The sequence below is a fragment of the Streptomyces sp. NPDC016640 genome (genome assembly GCF_043076215.1).
GTDB lineage: Bacteria > Actinomycetota > Actinomycetes > Streptomycetales > Streptomycetaceae > Streptomyces.
The window spans coordinates 146,323-161,674 of sequence record NZ_JBIBRG010000011.1; the positions used below are offsets into that span (position 1 = coordinate 146,323).

Genomic DNA, 15,352 nt, shown 5'->3' on the forward strand with positions numbered 1-15,352 from the left:
CCCCTGGGCTCCTCAGCCCACCGCGGCGTAGTTCTCGTACACCTCGTCGTCGTCGAGGGGTACGACACCCGTACCGCGCTCGTACTCCGAGCGCGCGGTCTCCAGCAGCCGGCGCCAGGAGGTCACGGTCGGCCGCCGGCGCAGCAGTGCGCGGCGCTCACGCTCCGTCATGCCTCCCCACACGCCGAACTCGACACGGTTGTCGAGCGCGTCGGCCAGACATTCGGTGCGTACCGGGCAACCGGTGCACACCGCCTTGGCCCTGTTCTGCGCTGCTCCTTGAACGAACAGTTCATCCGGATCGGTAGTGCGGCAGGCAGCCTGCGCACTCCAGTCGGTAACCCAGCCCATACCGGCGCCGTCCTCTCCCGAATCGAGGCTCCCCCACGGCGGCAGCGGCATATTCACCGCCGCCAGTTGAGGACGTTACGGAAGGTGGGCACAGCGCAACACCCCCAGCGGGCCCAATCTTGAATGGCCCGAACGGACTATGGGTAAGCGGCAGATCACCCGGGGGAGTGAGGGGGCGACATACGCGACGATCCCGGCATTCCAGGTCAGTTCCGTCACGCCACAACGGGCACCGCATGACACACGAGGCGGATCCGGACACGGGCTCAACACTCCTCGACCCCACGCGTACGCAGCTCGCGCGAAGAAGGTCGAGGGGATCCGGAACGATTCGGGGTCGCCGGACGTATTGATACGTGGCCTCACTGCTGTGACAGTCGAGAGCAGCTTAGGCCAAGGCATATACGCTTGTCCGGCAAATGAGAACGTAGGCTGCTCCCATGCCAAAGAAGCGCTCGGGCGGTGGTCTGTCGTCAACACAGCAGGCCGCCAAGTTCCTCGGTGTCAGTGTCCTCGCAGGAGCCGTCATGGCCGGCATCGCGTTGCCCGCCGTGGGCGCGCTGGGGCTGGCGGCCAAGGGGTCCGTCGAAAGCTTCGACGAGCTCCCGGCCAACCTCAAGACGCCGCCGCTGAGCCAGCGCACCACCATCCTCGACGCCCAGGGCGGCCGGCTCGCCACCGTCTACTCGCGTGACCGCACGGTGGTCGAGCTCAAGGACATCTCGCCGTACATGCAGAAGGCGATCGTCGCCATCGAGGACTCCCGGTTCTACGAGCACGGCGCGATCGACCTGAAGGGCGTCCTGCGCGCGCTCAACGCGAACGCGCGCAGCGGCGAGGTCTCCGAGGGCGCCTCCACCCTCACGCAGCAGTACGTGAAGAACGTCTTCGTCGAGGAGGCGGGCGACGACCCGACGAAGGTCGCGCAGGCCACCCAGCAGACCATCGGCCGCAAGATCCAGGAGCTGAAGTACGCGATCCAGGTGGAGGAGGAGCTCGGCAAGAAGAAGATCCTCGAGAACTACCTGAACATCACCTTCTTCGGTCAGCAGGCGTACGGCGTCGAGGCCGCCTCCCGGCGCTACTTCTCCAAGGCCGCCAAGGACCTCGACCTCCAGGAGTCGGCCCTCCTCGCCGGCATCGTCCAGTCACCGAGCCGCTACGACCCGGTCAACGACGAGGCGGAGGCGAGGGAGCGGCGCAACACGGTGCTCCAGCGGATGGCCGAGGTCGGCGACATCTCCCGGGAGCAGGCCGCCGAGGCGGCGCAGCAGCCGCTGGGACTGAAGGTCAGCAGGCCGGACAACGGCTGCACCGCGGCGGTCAAGGACGCCGGGTTCTTCTGCAACTACGTGAAGAACGTCTTCCTCAACGACCCGGTCTTCGGCAAGGACCAGAAGACCCGGGCGAAACTGTGGAACCAGGGCGGCCTCACCATCCGCACCACCCTCGAGCCGCAGGCCCAGAACTCCGTCCAGCAGTCGCTGAAGGACCACGTCGACAGGAGCGACGAGGTCGCCGCCGCGGCCACCCTCGTCGAACCCGGCACCGGCAAGATCGTGGCGATGGGGCAGTCGAAGCCGTACGGCTCCGACGCCACGCAGCACGAGACCGAGATCAACTACTCGGTGGATCACAGGATGGGGACGAGCAACGGCTTCCCCACGGGCTCCACGTTCAAGCCGTTCGTGGCGGCCGCCGCCCTCGAGGAGGGCCGCCCGCCGACCCAGCAGTACCCCTCGCCGTACGAACTGACGGTCCCGAGCCCCATCCAGACGTGCGGCAGGCCCTACACCAACGAGGACGGCGCCAAGATCCCGAACGAGAACGAATCGGAGAAGGGCCCCTACCCGCTGCAGGAGGCGATGGCCCTCTCGGTCAACACCTACTTCATCGAGATGGTCGCGGACATCGGCCTCTGCCCGGTCACCAAGATGGCCGAGAAACTGCACGTCCGACAGGGCAGTGGCAAGAAGATGCCCCAGGTCCCGTCGATCGCCCTCGGCACCGAGTCCGTCTCCCCGCTGACCATGGCGTCCGCGTACGCCGCCTTCGCCAACCGCGGCATGTACTGCACGCCCATCGCCATCGAGGCGGTCACGCAGCGGGTGGGCGACACCAGCAGGAGCCTCGGGGTGCCGAAGTCCACCTGCTCGCGGGCGATGTCGGAGAAGACCGCCGACACCATCAACGCCCTGCTCGAGGGTGTGGTCGACTCCGGTACCGGCCAGCAGGCCGGCCTCGCCGACCGGGACAACGCGGGCAAGACCGGTACCACCGACGAGCGCCGCAACGCCTGGTTCGTCGGCTACACCCCGAACCTCTCGGGCGCCGTCTGGGTCGGCAGCGCCAGCCAGCAGGTCAAGATGCAGAACATCACCATCGGCGGCGTCTACCACGACCTCGTCTACGGCGGCGACACCCCGGGCCCGATCTGGAAGGACGCCATGACCGGCGCCCTCGAGGGCAAGGAGGCCGAGTCCTTCGTCCCCGTCGACATCCCCGACCCGGTGGCGGAGGGGAACGGGGACGACCGCGACGAGCCCGGCCCCGGCCGTGACGACAACGGCAACGGCGACGGCGACGGCAGCGGAGGCACCAGCGGCGGAGGCGACGGCGGCGGGGGCGGGGGCGACGGCTTCCTCGGCGGTCTGACCGGCGGTCTGACCGGCGGCGGGAACGGCGGCGGCGGCACGGAGCCGACCTTCCCCGAGGGCTTCATCCGCGGCAATGGGAACGGCGGAGGACGCTGGTGACGGCTCCGTCGGGCTCGGCACCCGTTCGCCTCCTCTTCTCCGGGCTGCCCGCCGAACACCCGCGTCGGCCCACCCGGGTGTTCGGCGGCGACGGGTCCGGCTGAGCAGCAAGCCCGTCGCGACGCCGGGGACCGCGGAACGGAGGAGGGGCCCGCCTTGTTGGCGGGCCCCTCCTCCGTTCCGCGGTCCCCCTCTGTGTCCTGGCGTAAGCTCCCTTCTCACTCAGGTTCACACCCCGGCGTGGTTCCACGGACCCGGTCCGTGCCGGAGCGGAACGCGCCCGCCGGCACCCCGGACCGCGGAGGCGACGGCCGGGAACGACCCCGGCCGCCGGTCGTACTCAGCCGGCGAGCAGCTTCTTCACCGCCGCGGCCACCCGGCCGCCCTCCGCCCGCCCGGCCACCTTCGGGTTCACGATCTTCATCACGGCGCCCATGGCCCGCGGCCCTTCCGCACCCGCCGCCTTCGCCTCCTGAACGGCCTGGGCGACGATCCCGTCCAGCTCCTCGTCGGACAGCTGCTGGGGCAGGTACTGCGCCAGCACCTCGCCCTCCGCCTTCTCCCGCTCGGCCTGCTCGGGGCGACCGCCCTGCGCGAAGGCATCCGCCGCCTCACGGCGCTTCTTCGCCTCGCGGGTGATCACCTTCTGCACCTCGTCGTCGGAGAGCTCACGCTTCTCCTTCCCCGCGACCTCCTCCTTGGTGATCGCGGCGAGCGTCAGCCGGAGCGTCGAGGAGCGGAGCTCGTCGCGCTCCTTGATCGCGGTGTTGAGGTCGTCCTGCAGCTTCGACTTGAGCGTGGTCATGGCGTGATTGTCGCAGGTGCCGGAGCACGGACGCCTGCTGATTAAAGCCCGGTGCGTCAACGGGCGCCGGGAGTGATCCACCGACCGCCCTCGAGGCGCTGCGGTCCCGCCGGGTCTGACACGATGGACGCATGCGCGCGCGATACGGAATCCCCCTGGGAATCACGGCGGCCGGCGCCGCCGGACTGCTGTACGCGGCGGGCTTCGAGGCCCGCTCCTTCCGCCTGCGGCGGGTGACGATCCCCGTCCTGCCCTCCGGGATGCGCCCGCTGCGCGTGCTGCAGGTCTCCGACATCCACCTGGTGAGCGGCCAGCGCAAGAAGCAGCGCTGGCTGCGCTCCCTGGCGGGGCTGCGCCCCGACTTCGTGATCAACACCGGTGACAACCTGTCCGACCCCGAAGGCGTACCGGAGGCCCTGGACGCCCTCGGCCCCCTGATGGAGTTCCCGGGCGCCTACGTCTTCGGCTCCAACGACTACTACGGCCCCAAGCTGCGCAACCCCGCCCGCTACCTGATCGAGAAGACGCAGGGCCGTCACGGCCTCAACGGCAACGCCCCGGCGGTCGGCGTGATCCACAACCCGTGGGAGGAACTGCGGGACGGCTTCGACGCGGCGGGCTGGCTGAACCTGACCAACACCAGGGGCACGCTGAAGATCGAGGGCGCGTCCATCGAGCTGACCGGCCTGGACGACCCGCACATCAAGCGGGACCGCTACGCCGAGGTGTCGGGCGGCCCGTCGGACACCGCGGACTTCTCCATGGGCGTCGTCCACGCCCCCTACCTGCGCGTCCTGGACTCCTTCACGGCCGACGGCTACCCCCTGATCCTGGCCGGCCACACCCACGGCGGCCAGCTCTGCATCCCCTTCTACGGCGCCCTGGTCACCAACTGCGACCTGGACACGGACCGCGTGAAGGGCCTGTCCACGCACACGTCGCAGGGCCGTACCGCCTACCTCCACGTCTCGGCCGGCTGCGGCACGAACCGCTACACCCCGGTCCGCTTCGCCTGCCCCCCGGAGGCGACGCTGATGACCCTGGTGGGCCGGGACTGACCACGCCCTCCGGGGCCACGGGGCCACTCGCCCGCGTGACCCGTTCGGCCCACCCGCATCGCCCCGGACGGCACCTCCGCCCACGCTGGGGTGCATGACCGCCCCGATACCCAGGGACATCCCGGACCTCCCCGCCCTTCCGGGGACGCGGCCCGCGCTGTTCCCCTGCTCCGCCCCCGCCAGAGCCGTCGTCCCGCCGGTGCGCCGCCCGCTGACAGCGGCGTACCGCCTGGCCCTGGCCCTGGTGGCGGCGGGCGCGGTGGCCATCGCGATCCTGACCGGCGGCCCGGCCCGGGTCCTGGGCAACTTCGCGGTGCAGAGCACGATCCTGCTGGCACTGGTCACGCTCGCGTCGGCCCGCCGCGCCTGGAACGCCCGCCACCCGCTGCCGGGCGCCGTCACGGGACCGGCCCTGCTGTACGTCGTCATGGCGGGCCTGGTCCACCACGTCCTCCTGGCCGACGCCGCCCCGCGCTTCTCCCTGACGGGCGAGACCGCCGGCACCCCGTGGCCGGCGACCCTCGCCGGTCACGCCATGCACACGGTGCTGCCGCTCGCCGCGGTGCTGGACTGGCTCCTCCTCTCCCCGCCGGCCCGCACCCACCTCCGCCAGGCCGCCACCTGGCTGCTGTACCCCCTGGCCTACCTGGCCTTCACCCTGGCCCGGGGCGAACTCCTCCCCGCCTCTCCGGACCGCTACCTCTACCCCTTCCTCGACGTCGCCCGGCACGGCTACAAGAGCGTCCTCGCCAACGCCCTCCTCCTGGGCCTCGCCCTCTACGCCCTCGCCGTCCTCCTCGTGGCCCTGGACCACGCCCGCCCGAACCCGGTCCGCCGCCGCTCCAGAACCGGATTTCGTCTCCGGCCACCAGTGGGCTAAAGTAAACGTCGTCGCCGCGACAGCAGCGACGATCGGGGTGTAGCGCAGCTTGGCAGCGCGCTTCGTTCGGGACGAAGAGGTCGTGGGTTCAAATCCCGCCACCCCGACAGTGAAGTACCAGGTCAGGGGCCTGATCCGCATCGCGGGTCAGGCCCCTGAGTGGTTCCTGGGGTCGTTTTGGGAGCCGCTTGGGAGCCGAGGTCGGGATCCAGCTCCCGGCGGCTCCCGTTTCGTCCACACGGAGGCAGCGTCCGGCTCATCACGGGGAAGGGGCGAGCACATCCGTCCCGTCGGCACAGATCCGCGACGAAGTCCTCGGACTCGCCTCCCGACATCGTGTCCACCTCGACGAGGAACCGGTGACCGGACCTGAGGGCTCCACCTGCCGTCACTGGTGATCACGTCCTTTGAACAATCGGGTCGTACGCCATAGCCCCCACCCTCCTAGGGCACCCCCAACGAAGCGAGAAACGAGCCCGCCGACGAGGAACCGCCAGATCGCCTGCCAGAACACGCCCAGCAGGACGAGGCAGTCCGCCGCACCGATCAAGCCCGCCCTGAGGCGCTGCGCCCGGTGCTTCCGCGCTGCGGATCGACGCCGCTTCCGTGCTGCCACCCAAACCTCCCCATTTCCTGAGCAGCAGTCTCGGCAGCTCTGTGGGCCAGTGGCCGATGTGATCCCTTCGGTGGAACGACCACCGTGGATTCGGAACCAGCCTTTGCAGAACGGGTGTTCATATCCTTGCCAGCACAACCGTCTTGGCGTGTTGCCGATCCGGCCTATGCGGCGCACATATCACGCCATTCTCCCGGGACGCGTTGTCCTGCCTGCCTGGCACCCTCATCCTGAAATGTTCGCCATCAGCCGAGGGGAGCAAGGTGAACGTGCCGCGACGTGTCGCGAACGACCCTGACGTCATTGGACAGACCACCGGTCTGCTGGGCTTCCTCAAAGAAGTTGTGCAGAGCAGCCATAACCGTCTACGCGACGACCGCCGCTCACGGGAGCGCATGTGGCTGGCTAACCTGCCCGCATCCGTACGACGCCCGTCAGCTCGAGTAGACGGCTTGCTGCTCACACTCGAGCACGTGCCGCAGACGGCACCACCGCCCCTGCCAGAGGTGCTGGATGGATGGATTTCCGCGGAACAGTGCCAGGACGCTGATGGCGGTGATCCGCCGCTAGCACTCGAAGGGCCGGGGCGTGAGCTGGTGCGAGCCGCGGACGGCCGTCAGTGGTGGGAGGAGGCGGAGGACCACAGCGTCCGCCGAGAGGATGCAGCCGAAGTGCTGCGGGCCTATGGTCCGTGGCTCGACCGCTGGCGCCGGTGGGCAGAGCGCGAGCGTGCGGAGCGATCCCTTCGGGAGTTGTACGAGCAGATCTACCACTGGCACCAGAAGCTGACCCAGCAGGACGACCAACTCGAACTCGTCCTGGCAACCGGCCTGTTGACTTGGAGTGATCCGCGCGGCGACGCCGTCCATCGTCATCTGCTCACTCACCGGGTTGAGACGTCGGTTGAGCGCAAGACCGCCCGGCTGACAGTGCGGCTCATGGCCGAAGGCGCGGTGCGACTCGAGGATCAGGCGTTTCTCGACACCGATGACGGCTGGGCTCCCGAGCGCTCGGCCGCGCTCGCGGAGGAGATAGCTTCCCGGTCGCTGCACCTGCTCGGCACGGAGGCACTGGAGCAGTTGGTCCAATGGCAGGAGCAAGTGCTGCAGCGTCCGGTCGCGTTCAGCGCCGAGTGGCAGCCTCCACGCGAGCCGGAGGCAGGCGCGCGACTGACCTACGCTCCAGCCCTGGTGTTGCGTCCGCGGGACCGAAACGCCTTGCTGAGCTTCTACGACCGAATCGCGGACAGTGTGGCCCTCGAGGCGCACGCTCCCCTGGGGCTCGCTCAGCTGGTGATGACACTGGATCCGGAGGAGCGCGCGAACTGGGGTGACCGCGAGATCCCACCCCTCTTCGGGGACGACCCGCTCTTCCCTGGGAAGACCAACGAGCGGCAGCGAAGTGTGCTCAGGCGCCTGGAGCACGACACAGGTGTAGTGGTGCAGGGTCCGCCGGGGACCGGCAAGACACACACGATCGCCAACCTGGTCTCCGCCCTGCTCGCACAGGGACAGCGGGTTCTCGTGACCAGTGCCCGCGATCAGGCTCTGACGGTTCTACGAGACAAACTTCCGCCTGCGGTGAGGGACTTGTGCGTTCTCCTGCTCAGCTCCGCGCGGCAGGACGGGGCGGATGAACTGGAGCGCACGATCAATGCCCTGACTGACCAGGTCGCTGCCAGTGATCCCGAGCAGCTTCAGGACGAGATCCGTCGACTGACCGCGCGCCGTGAAGAGGTGCGGGGAAGGATCAGCACGCTCACCGAGCAGGTGATCGCGCTACGGGAGAACGAGGTCTACCGTCACCGGGAGATCGCGCCCGGATACACCGGCACCCTTGCCGCAATAGTGCAGCGCGTCCAGGACAACGCCGCGCGTCACTCCTGGATCGGCCTGGTTCCGGATGAAGGACCGACACCCTCCATTCCCCCGCTCTCTCCCGCGCAGGCAGCGGAACTGCTGAGCCTCCTGCGTGACAGAGCGGCTGAGCCACGCGCGGGTGGCACTCTGCCGGATCCGGACAGCCTGCCGTCACCCGAAGATCTGGCCCAGGCCCTCGCGGCCGGCCGTATCACCGATGACGGCCTGTCCTCGGAAGCGACTGGCATTCGCGACGATCTCGCCCAGCTCGACATGTCCGTCACCGGTGAACTGACCTCGCTCGCCGGTGGCTGCCGTACGGCGCTGCACCGTCTCGGTCTGCCGACATCGGCCGACCAGTGGGATACAGCCAAGTGGACCACCAAGGCCCTCTCGGACCGGCTCTCTCGCGAGAACCTCCTCCTGTGGCGTCGAGTGTCCGGATTGGCAGAACACCTCGCCGTCATGTCCCGGCAGTTGGACGAGCAGGGAATGAAGCGCATCATCATGCCCGAGCAGCTCTCCGTCGAGCGAGCCGATGCGATGGTCGCGACCGGCTCTGCGCTGCGCGAGCATCTCGCCTCGGGTGGCAAGCTGCGCGCTCGCGGCAGCTTCCGTGCGTCGAAGGCGCAGAAGGCCGCTCAGGAGCTGCTCGATACGTGCACCGTAAACGGTCGCCCGCCCGAGACACTGGAGGATCTCGACTCCGTCCTCGTCCGCGTGCGCGCTCACTCCGCTGTCGCCACACTCGCGGAGCGGTGGGCGCAGGCCGGGGTCTCCATACCGGAAGGGCCGGTGGAGCTACGTCCGGCCTCTCTGGCAGAGGCTTTCGCACGCCTGGAGCACATCGACGCCTTCGGCGCTGCACGCGAGCGCATCGACGAACTGCTCGTAGGCCACGGCCTGCACATCGCCCTCACTTCCCGCGCGGCCTGGCAGGAGTTCACCAGCGCGCTGGCTGCCCTCTCCGGTCGGCGGGCGGCCGATGAAGCCATGGCTCAGCTGGCCGCATGGGAGGAGCAGCTTCGTACGCCGGTGGAGGGTTCTCACTCCTCCGCCGAAGCACTGGCCGCCGCCCAGGCCATCCGAGAACAGGACATCGACCGCTACGCCAAGGAACTGGAGGCGCTGCGGGAAGCACATAGGCGGGAGCATCGTCGCCGCCGGTGCGCCGTGCTCCTGGACAGCGTCCGCAGGGCACACCCCCTGCTCGCCGACCAGCTGACGCAGACACCCGACGATCCTGCCTGGGAGGCGCGGCTGGACTCGCTGGCCGAGGCGTGGGCATGGGCTGTGGCTTCCGCGTTCGTACGCCGCCAGCGCACCCCGGGCCGCGAGCGTCGGGTTGAAGCGGAACTGGCCCAGTGCGAAAGGAACCTGGAGGACCTGACCGGTGAACTCGCTGCCACCTGGGGTCGGCTGCACTGCTTGCAGCGCATGACACAGGAGCAGCGGTCAGCGCTCCAGGCGTACCGCAACCACATGGCCTCATACGGCAAGGGCAAGGGTCGCAACGCGGGCAAGTACCGTGCCGCGGCGCACGACGCCATGAGGACGGCGCAAGGAGCCGTACCCGCGTGGGTCATGCCGATCTCTCAGGTGGCCGAGATGGCGCTGCCCAAGCGCGACGCGTTCGACGTCGTCATCGTCGACGAGGCCAGTCAGGCCGGCATGGACGCGCTGTTCCTACTGTGGCTCGCTCCCCGCGTGATCGTCGTCGGGGACGACAAGCAGTGCGCGCCCCCGGTCAGCGGCATGGGTCGTCTTCAGGCGATCCAGGACCGGCTCATCTCTCATCTGCCGGACATGCCACCCATGCTGCGCCAGCTCTACACCCCCGCCACCAACCTCTACCAGTTGCTCTCCACATTCTTCCCGAAGGTGATCCGGCTGGAGGAGCACTTCCGGTGCATGCCCGAGATCATCGGCTGGTCCTCCCAGACCTTCTACAACAACAAACTGCAACCCCTGCGGCAATTCGGCGGTGAGCGCCTTGATCCGCTCGTGACGCAGTTCGTCGAAGAGGCTGTCACCCAGGGCCGCGACAGCCGGCTCCGCAACCCCAAGGAAGCCGAGGCCATCGCCGACTGCCTGGCCCGACTCGTGCAGGATCCCGCCTACCGGGACAAGACCATGGGCATCATCGCTCTGCAGGGTCCGGTCGGCCAGGTCAATCTCCTGGAACAGCTGATCAATGAGCGCATCCCGGCGCCGGTGCGCGAGCGTCACCAGATCCGTGTGGGCAACCCCGCGTCGTTCCAGGGCGACGAACGCCACGTCATCCTGCTGTCGATGGTCGCGACCGACCCGCCGCGCATCGCGGGCGGCGCGCGCAGCGAACGGCAGGCGTACAACGTCGCCGCATCCCGCGCCCAGGACCAGATGTGGCTCTTCTACTCGGTTCCCCCGGACCGCTTGAAGAAGGAGGACCTCCGGTTCAACCTGCTCGCTTATATGGAGAACCCGCCCGCCGCACTGGCCAGCTCCGCCGACATCGGAGAGGTGTCGAGTGAGATCCCGCAGAAACCATTCGAATCACTCTTCGAGCAGCACGTCTATCTACGTCTGAAGAAGCGCGGCTATCACGTCATCCCGCAGTACCCCGCGGGCAACAAACGCATCGACCTTGTCGTCGTAGGGGCACGCGGGTGCCTGGCCGTGGAGTGCGACGGCGAGCGGTACCACTCGACACCCGAGCAGATCCGGCGCGACCAGCAGCGCGATCGTGAACTACAAAGAGTGGGCTGGACGTTCTGGCGCATCCGCGAGAGCGACTTCCGATTCGACCCCGACGAAGCGCTGTCCGGCCTTTGGGAAGAACTGAACCGGCTGGGGATCCATCCGGCCACGTTCGGCGGCGCCGACGACCAGTCCCGCTCGCCCTCCGCATCTGGCACTCCTCGGTGGACCCCGCTCGACCTTTCCTCCGACGAGGGGCTGGCCGAGGATTCAGCCGACGCACCCGACACCCCGGACACGACTGATCCGGTCGCTGCCCTCGACATGACCGAAGACGACGAAACCGACGGCACCAGCACGGAAGGCCCGGCATGACTCCGCAGTCCCCACTCGGCATCCTGGACGCCAACACCCTGGAGGAACTGGCCCGCGTCATCTGCGGCGACGAGCACCTCTACTACCGCAAGGGTTACGAGATCGCCCGCTTCCTGGAGCACGCCGGCTGGCAGCGGGTGCCTGAGTACGACGGCGAGTACCGCAGGGAGTGGACCCTTGCCCGACTCACCGAGCGCCGAGAGGACCCCACGGAGCTGGAAAAGGTCCTGCTTCGGCTCGCCGACCCACGCGAGTACCTCGATGAACCGGACCAGCTCCCTGCCGTCATCTCCGCCGTCAACGCCTTCCTCATCCACGAGGGCGCCCGCCTGGAGAACCCCGGGGGCCGGCCCCGCCTGGTCGCCTGCGACCCCTCTCTCGCTCATCCGGGCAGCCAGGGCCCGGTCGAGCTCAGAGCAGCCATGACCGACCTGATCAGCGACCAGACTATGGCCGGGCTCCTCCAGCACCGCCTAGACGAAGCACGCACCTGCTACGCCAACGGCGCCCACGTCGCTGCCATCATCATGCTCGGCAGCCTCTTGGAAGGCGTCCTCGTCCATGTGGTCCAGGAACGGGACGCGTCACTGCTCGGCAACAAGTCCCCGGACCACGTGAATCTGGACACGCTGATCAAGATCTGTCATGACGCGGGCTGGATCGGCGCCGATGTGGAGCGCTTCTGCCACGAGCTGCGCAAGTACCGCAACTTCGTCCACCCGCGCGCCGAGATCCGAGAGGCGCACACCCCGGACCGCGACACGCTAGACATGTGTTGGCCTGTGGTCAACGCGGTCCTGAACGACCTGGCCGACTCACAGCCCAAGGCGGCCTGACAACGCCAACCACACCATCCCCGCCCCGGGCTGGGCTCGTCAGACGAGACTCAGCACGGGGCGGCTGTCCGGCATCCCCAGCAGTTCCCGCACGCGGGCTGGCTTCCATGCCAGTTCCGCAGCCAGCTCGCGCTCGAACGCCTTGCGCAGCATCACGCGCTGCTCACCCGGAAACCCGCGCACGGACTCGGGCGCGAAGCCTGGTTGGCCGCTGAGGCGGAAGCTGTATACGCGGGGCCGCGTGGTCGACGCCCGGTTGGACAGTGAGGCCATACAGCGAGTGGGTGCTCACAAGTGGATGGTCAGGAAAGAACCCCCGAGCGCCTCGCCAAACCGGTGGAGGAGATCAACCCAGGGAGGCGCCCGCGAGACCGCCGCGTCCTCAGTCCGGACTACTACATCGACAGTCTTCGACACCGAGCCCCGGACGCCCCTAGAGCCGCTGGCTGACTGCGATGCCACCCCATCTGTAAGCACCCTGTGGGCGGCAAGATGGTCAGAGCGTCGGACTGTCGTGGTTTCGGGCGGTCTTGAAGGGACTCGGGGAGCGGGTTGGTTCCCAGCCGTTTGGGAGCCGACTCGGTGATCCGGCTCCCAAACCATGGAGACTCGCAGTCCGGGATGGACTGTCGGTAGCTGTGGTTAGCCTGCTGCCATGGCCATCCAGACCCTGACGCTGAGCGTCCTCATCGCTTCCCCAGGCGACACCGCTCCTGATCGCGATGTGGTGGAGGACTCCATCCGCAGTTGGAACAGCGACCACACGATGCGGCGCAAGGTCCACCTCCTTCCTCTTCGATGGGAACTGGGGGCAGTGCCGCTGGTCGGGCAGGGCGACGCGCAGGAGGTGATCAACGCACAGTTCGCCGACGAGGCGGACATCGTCATCGCGGTGTTCAACAGCCGGCTCGGCCAGGCAACGAAGCGTGCGGTCTCCGGTACGGCCGAAGAGATCCTCAGAGCCCGTGATCGCGGTGCGGCCGTCCACGTCTTCTTCTCCGACGCGCCAATCCAGCGTGATCACGATCCGGAGCAGCTCGCTGCTCTCAATTTGTTCCGCAAGGAGCTCCAAGAGCACGGCCTCACTGGCACCTACGCATCGGCGGATGATCTCAAGGCAAAGGTGCGGACATGCCTGGAGCACGATGCGTATGCGGCTGGCGCCCCAAAGAGTGACACGTCAGAAAGCCCACGGACGGGTGCGCTCCTCCGCTCAAGCTTCCAGTGGGACACCGAACCTAAGCAGGACAGCAAAGGTCGGGTCAGGATGCGGCGTGTGAGGGAGCGACTGCGCGTGGAGAATCTGGGTGACGTCGCTGCCGAGAACGTCGTCCTGGAGATGAAGCCCGTCGGCGAGGGCCGCAACCCGCACGTATTCGACGAACTGACCGCCGACCGCATCCCGTCCAAGTCTTTCGTTGATTTCCTCCTCGCTTCCGATATGGGGACCTCTCGTCAGGGGACGATCGTGCACCGATGGACTGAGTCGGGCACGCCGTGCGAGGAAGAACAGACGATCTCCTGGCTGTAGGCACATAGTGCGCTGAGGGCTGCTCGGGGGTGAACCCGAGCAGCCCTTGGTCTACCGGCGTGCGCGCAGAAGATCGTTGAGCGCCCGCACCGGCGATGCCGGACACATCGCCAGGCGCGCGTCGAGCATCGCCTCCCACTGTTCGGTCAGGCCAGCCATGAGGCGGCGGCGCATGCCTGGGGTGACGTGGGCGTACCGCGCCGAGACCGAGCCGTCGATGTGCCCCATCCGTTCGTCCATAAGAACCTTCTCCGTTCCGAGGTCCTCCATCATCGTCCGGTGGGTGTGGCGAAGGCCGTGGGGCGTGAGTCCCTTGGCTATCGGGAGCCAGCAGGCGTCGGCCCGGTCGCTGGCACCCCGGCCCCGTGCCGGGACACCGGGCCACGGCTCGCCGAGTAGGGGCACCGGCCGTGGCTCCTGTGGTGCCTTCTTCGGGTACCAGCCGGAGACCGCAGGCGTGAACAACCAGGTCGCGAAACCGTTCCTGCGCCAGTGGGCGGCATGCTCCGGCACAACACCGCCTCGCACGAACCCGAGATCCGCGATGGCCTGCTCGACCTTCGCGCGCGTGGCTTCGGCGACGCGTTCGGGGTGGTTGAGGACGTTGGACACCGTGCCCGTCGAGACGCCGGCACGACGGGCGACGTCGACGAGCTTCGCGCCCTGGTGGCCCCCAGTACGGGCTGCACCCTGCCCTCGGAAGACATAGGTCTTGCCGTGGCAGGGGCAAGGCTTGGGCTTCGTGCGGGCGACGTGGTTGGCGACCAACGCGGACAGCCAGTCCATCGAGTCGATGGTGCGGTAGCTGTCGTCCTTCGGCGGGCAGCGCACCAGCTCCCCCGTGTCGAGCTCGTACAGCTGCCACTCGACCCGGACGGCTCCAGGGCGGACGAACGCGGTCTCCAGGCCGACGATCTCGCCCCAGCGCATCCCTGTGTACGCCTTGAGGACCACCGCGACGAACTCGTCGTCGCGGCCGGAGAGCAGGGCGGCGCGCTCGGCGGTCAGCAGGATGCCGAGCGCGTCGGTGACCACCTTCTCCGGACCACGGTCTCGGGAGCGACCGGCGCGCTTACCCCGTCCGCGCCTGCGGGCGGCTGGGTTGGACGTGATGAGGCCCTCGTCGATCGCGTCCTCGAAGATCAGGTGGAGCGTTGAGCGCCAGGTTTTGACGCTAGAGGTGGCATAGAGGGCCTTCTCCTTCTTCTCCCACAGGTCGACGTCCGTGCGCAGGATGCCGGCGAGCGCCTTGTCCTCGAAGTCGGGGAGCAGGTGCTCCTCGATGTGGCGCTTGTAGTTCTGCATGGTCGAAGCCGCCAGGTCTTGGGCCTCGTACCAGCGGTTCGCGTACTCCCCGAAGGTCTCCTGGCCGAGTGCCGGGTCGCGCCAGTCGCCGCGGCGGTACCTGTTCTCGGCCTCGGCCGCTGCCCGTTGGGCCTCGCCCTTGGTGGCGAACCTGATCGCCTTGCCGTTCTCGTCGACGACCGTGTTGTGCTTGCCGGGCGCGACCTTGTACCGGCCGCGCCAGTAGCTTCCGCGCTTCTCCGCGAAACCCAAGTCCTGCTGTCCCCTGTTCCTCGTCCTCGGCTACGGCAGATGCGATCGA

At 68.3% G+C, this 15,352-nt stretch carries 10 protein-coding genes and 1 tRNA gene; 7 read left to right on the forward strand and 4 right to left on the reverse strand.

The window, feature by feature from the left end:
- Window positions 1-12 precede the first annotated feature (12 nt).
- Complete coding sequence (wblA, locus tag ACF07S_RS22855) at window positions 13-351, reverse strand: transcriptional regulator WblA (protein ID WP_181007751.1); 339 nt, start codon at window positions 349-351, stop codon at window positions 13-15.
- A gap of 440 nt (window positions 352-791) precedes the next feature.
- On the opposite strand from wblA, the gene ACF07S_RS22860 reads away from it, so the two are divergent.
- Window positions 792-3,107 (forward strand): transglycosylase domain-containing protein, encoded by a 2,316-nt coding sequence (locus tag ACF07S_RS22860; protein ID WP_391974952.1) that lies wholly within the window; start codon window positions 792-794, stop codon window positions 3,105-3,107.
- 340 nt (window positions 3,108-3,447) lie between these two features.
- On the opposite strand, the gene ACF07S_RS22865 is transcribed toward ACF07S_RS22860, so the two are convergent.
- On the reverse strand, window positions 3,448-3,912 hold the full coding sequence (locus ACF07S_RS22865; RefSeq protein WP_391962898.1) for a GatB/YqeY domain-containing protein: 465 nt from the start codon (window positions 3,910-3,912) through the stop codon (window positions 3,448-3,450).
- Window positions 3,913-4,043: 131 nt separating this feature from the next.
- On the opposite strand from ACF07S_RS22865, the gene ACF07S_RS22870 reads away from it, so the two are divergent.
- The 5 genes from ACF07S_RS22870 (at window position 4,044) to ACF07S_RS22890 (ending at window position 12,215) form a co-directional block, all read left to right on the forward strand.
- Window positions 4,044-4,970, forward strand: a complete 927-nt coding sequence (locus ACF07S_RS22870) for a metallophosphoesterase (RefSeq protein WP_391962897.1) — start codon at window positions 4,044-4,046, stop codon at window positions 4,968-4,970.
- Between the two features lie 94 nt (window positions 4,971-5,064).
- Window positions 5,065-5,850: a Pr6Pr family membrane protein gene (locus ACF07S_RS22875; protein ID WP_391962896.1), complete on the forward strand. Its 786-nt coding sequence runs from the start codon at window positions 5,065-5,067 to the stop codon at window positions 5,848-5,850.
- Between the two features lie 33 nt (window positions 5,851-5,883).
- A tRNA-Pro gene (locus ACF07S_RS22880) sits at window positions 5,884-5,957 on the forward strand.
- A 772-nt stretch (window positions 5,958-6,729) separates the two neighbouring features.
- Window positions 6,730-11,379: an AAA domain-containing protein gene (locus ACF07S_RS22885; RefSeq protein ID WP_391974953.1), complete on the forward strand. Its 4,650-nt coding sequence runs from the start codon at window positions 6,730-6,732 to the stop codon at window positions 11,377-11,379.
- On the forward strand, window positions 11,376-12,215 hold the full coding sequence (locus ACF07S_RS22890; RefSeq protein ID WP_391974954.1) for a hypothetical protein: 840 nt from the start codon (window positions 11,376-11,378) through the stop codon (window positions 12,213-12,215). The genes ACF07S_RS22885 and ACF07S_RS22890 overlap by 4 nt, the downstream gene beginning before the upstream one ends.
- Window positions 12,216-12,254: 39 nt before the next feature.
- Here the strand turns inward: ACF07S_RS22890 and ACF07S_RS22895 are convergent, their stop codons facing one another.
- Window positions 12,255-12,488 (reverse strand): hypothetical protein, encoded by a 234-nt coding sequence (locus ACF07S_RS22895; protein WP_391974955.1) that lies wholly within the window; start codon window positions 12,486-12,488, stop codon window positions 12,255-12,257.
- Window positions 12,489-12,870: 382 nt separating this feature from the next.
- On the opposite strand from ACF07S_RS22895, the gene ACF07S_RS22900 reads away from it, so the two are divergent.
- The gene (locus tag ACF07S_RS22900; protein ID WP_391974956.1) at window positions 12,871-13,746 is read left to right on the forward strand and encodes a hypothetical protein; all 876 of its coding nucleotides are present in this window, start codon (window positions 12,871-12,873) and stop codon (window positions 13,744-13,746) included.
- Between the two features lie 51 nt (window positions 13,747-13,797).
- On the opposite strand, the gene ACF07S_RS22905 is transcribed toward ACF07S_RS22900, so the two are convergent.
- Window positions 13,798-15,303, reverse strand: coding sequence for a LacI family DNA-binding transcriptional regulator (locus ACF07S_RS22905; protein ID WP_391974957.1), 1,506 nt, complete (start codon window positions 15,301-15,303; stop codon window positions 13,798-13,800).
- Between the last annotated feature and the right edge of the window lie 49 nt (window positions 15,304-15,352).

Excerpts from the sequence above, each read along its gene's own strand:
- wblA (WP_181007751.1), bottom strand. The coding sequence starts at position 351 with ATGGGCTGGGTTACCGACTGGAGTGCGCAGGCTGCCTGCCGCACTACC.
- ACF07S_RS22860 (WP_391974952.1), top strand. The coding sequence starts at position 792 with ATGCCAAAGAAGCGCTCGGGCGGTGGTCTGTCGTCAACACAGCAGGCC.
- ACF07S_RS22865 (WP_391962898.1), bottom strand. The coding sequence starts at position 3,912 with ATGACCACGCTCAAGTCGAAGCTGCAGGACGACCTCAACACCGCGATC.
- ACF07S_RS22870 (WP_391962897.1), top strand. The coding sequence starts at position 4,044 with ATGCGCGCGCGATACGGAATCCCCCTGGGAATCACGGCGGCCGGCGCC.
- ACF07S_RS22875 (WP_391962896.1), top strand. The coding sequence starts at position 5,065 with ATGACCGCCCCGATACCCAGGGACATCCCGGACCTCCCCGCCCTTCCG.
- ACF07S_RS22890 (WP_391974954.1), top strand. The coding sequence starts at position 11,376 with ATGACTCCGCAGTCCCCACTCGGCATCCTGGACGCCAACACCCTGGAG.
- ACF07S_RS22895 (WP_391974955.1), bottom strand. The coding sequence starts at position 12,488 with ATGGCCTCACTGTCCAACCGGGCGTCGACCACGCGGCCCCGCGTATAC.
- ACF07S_RS22900 (WP_391974956.1), top strand. The coding sequence starts at position 12,871 with ATGGCCATCCAGACCCTGACGCTGAGCGTCCTCATCGCTTCCCCAGGC.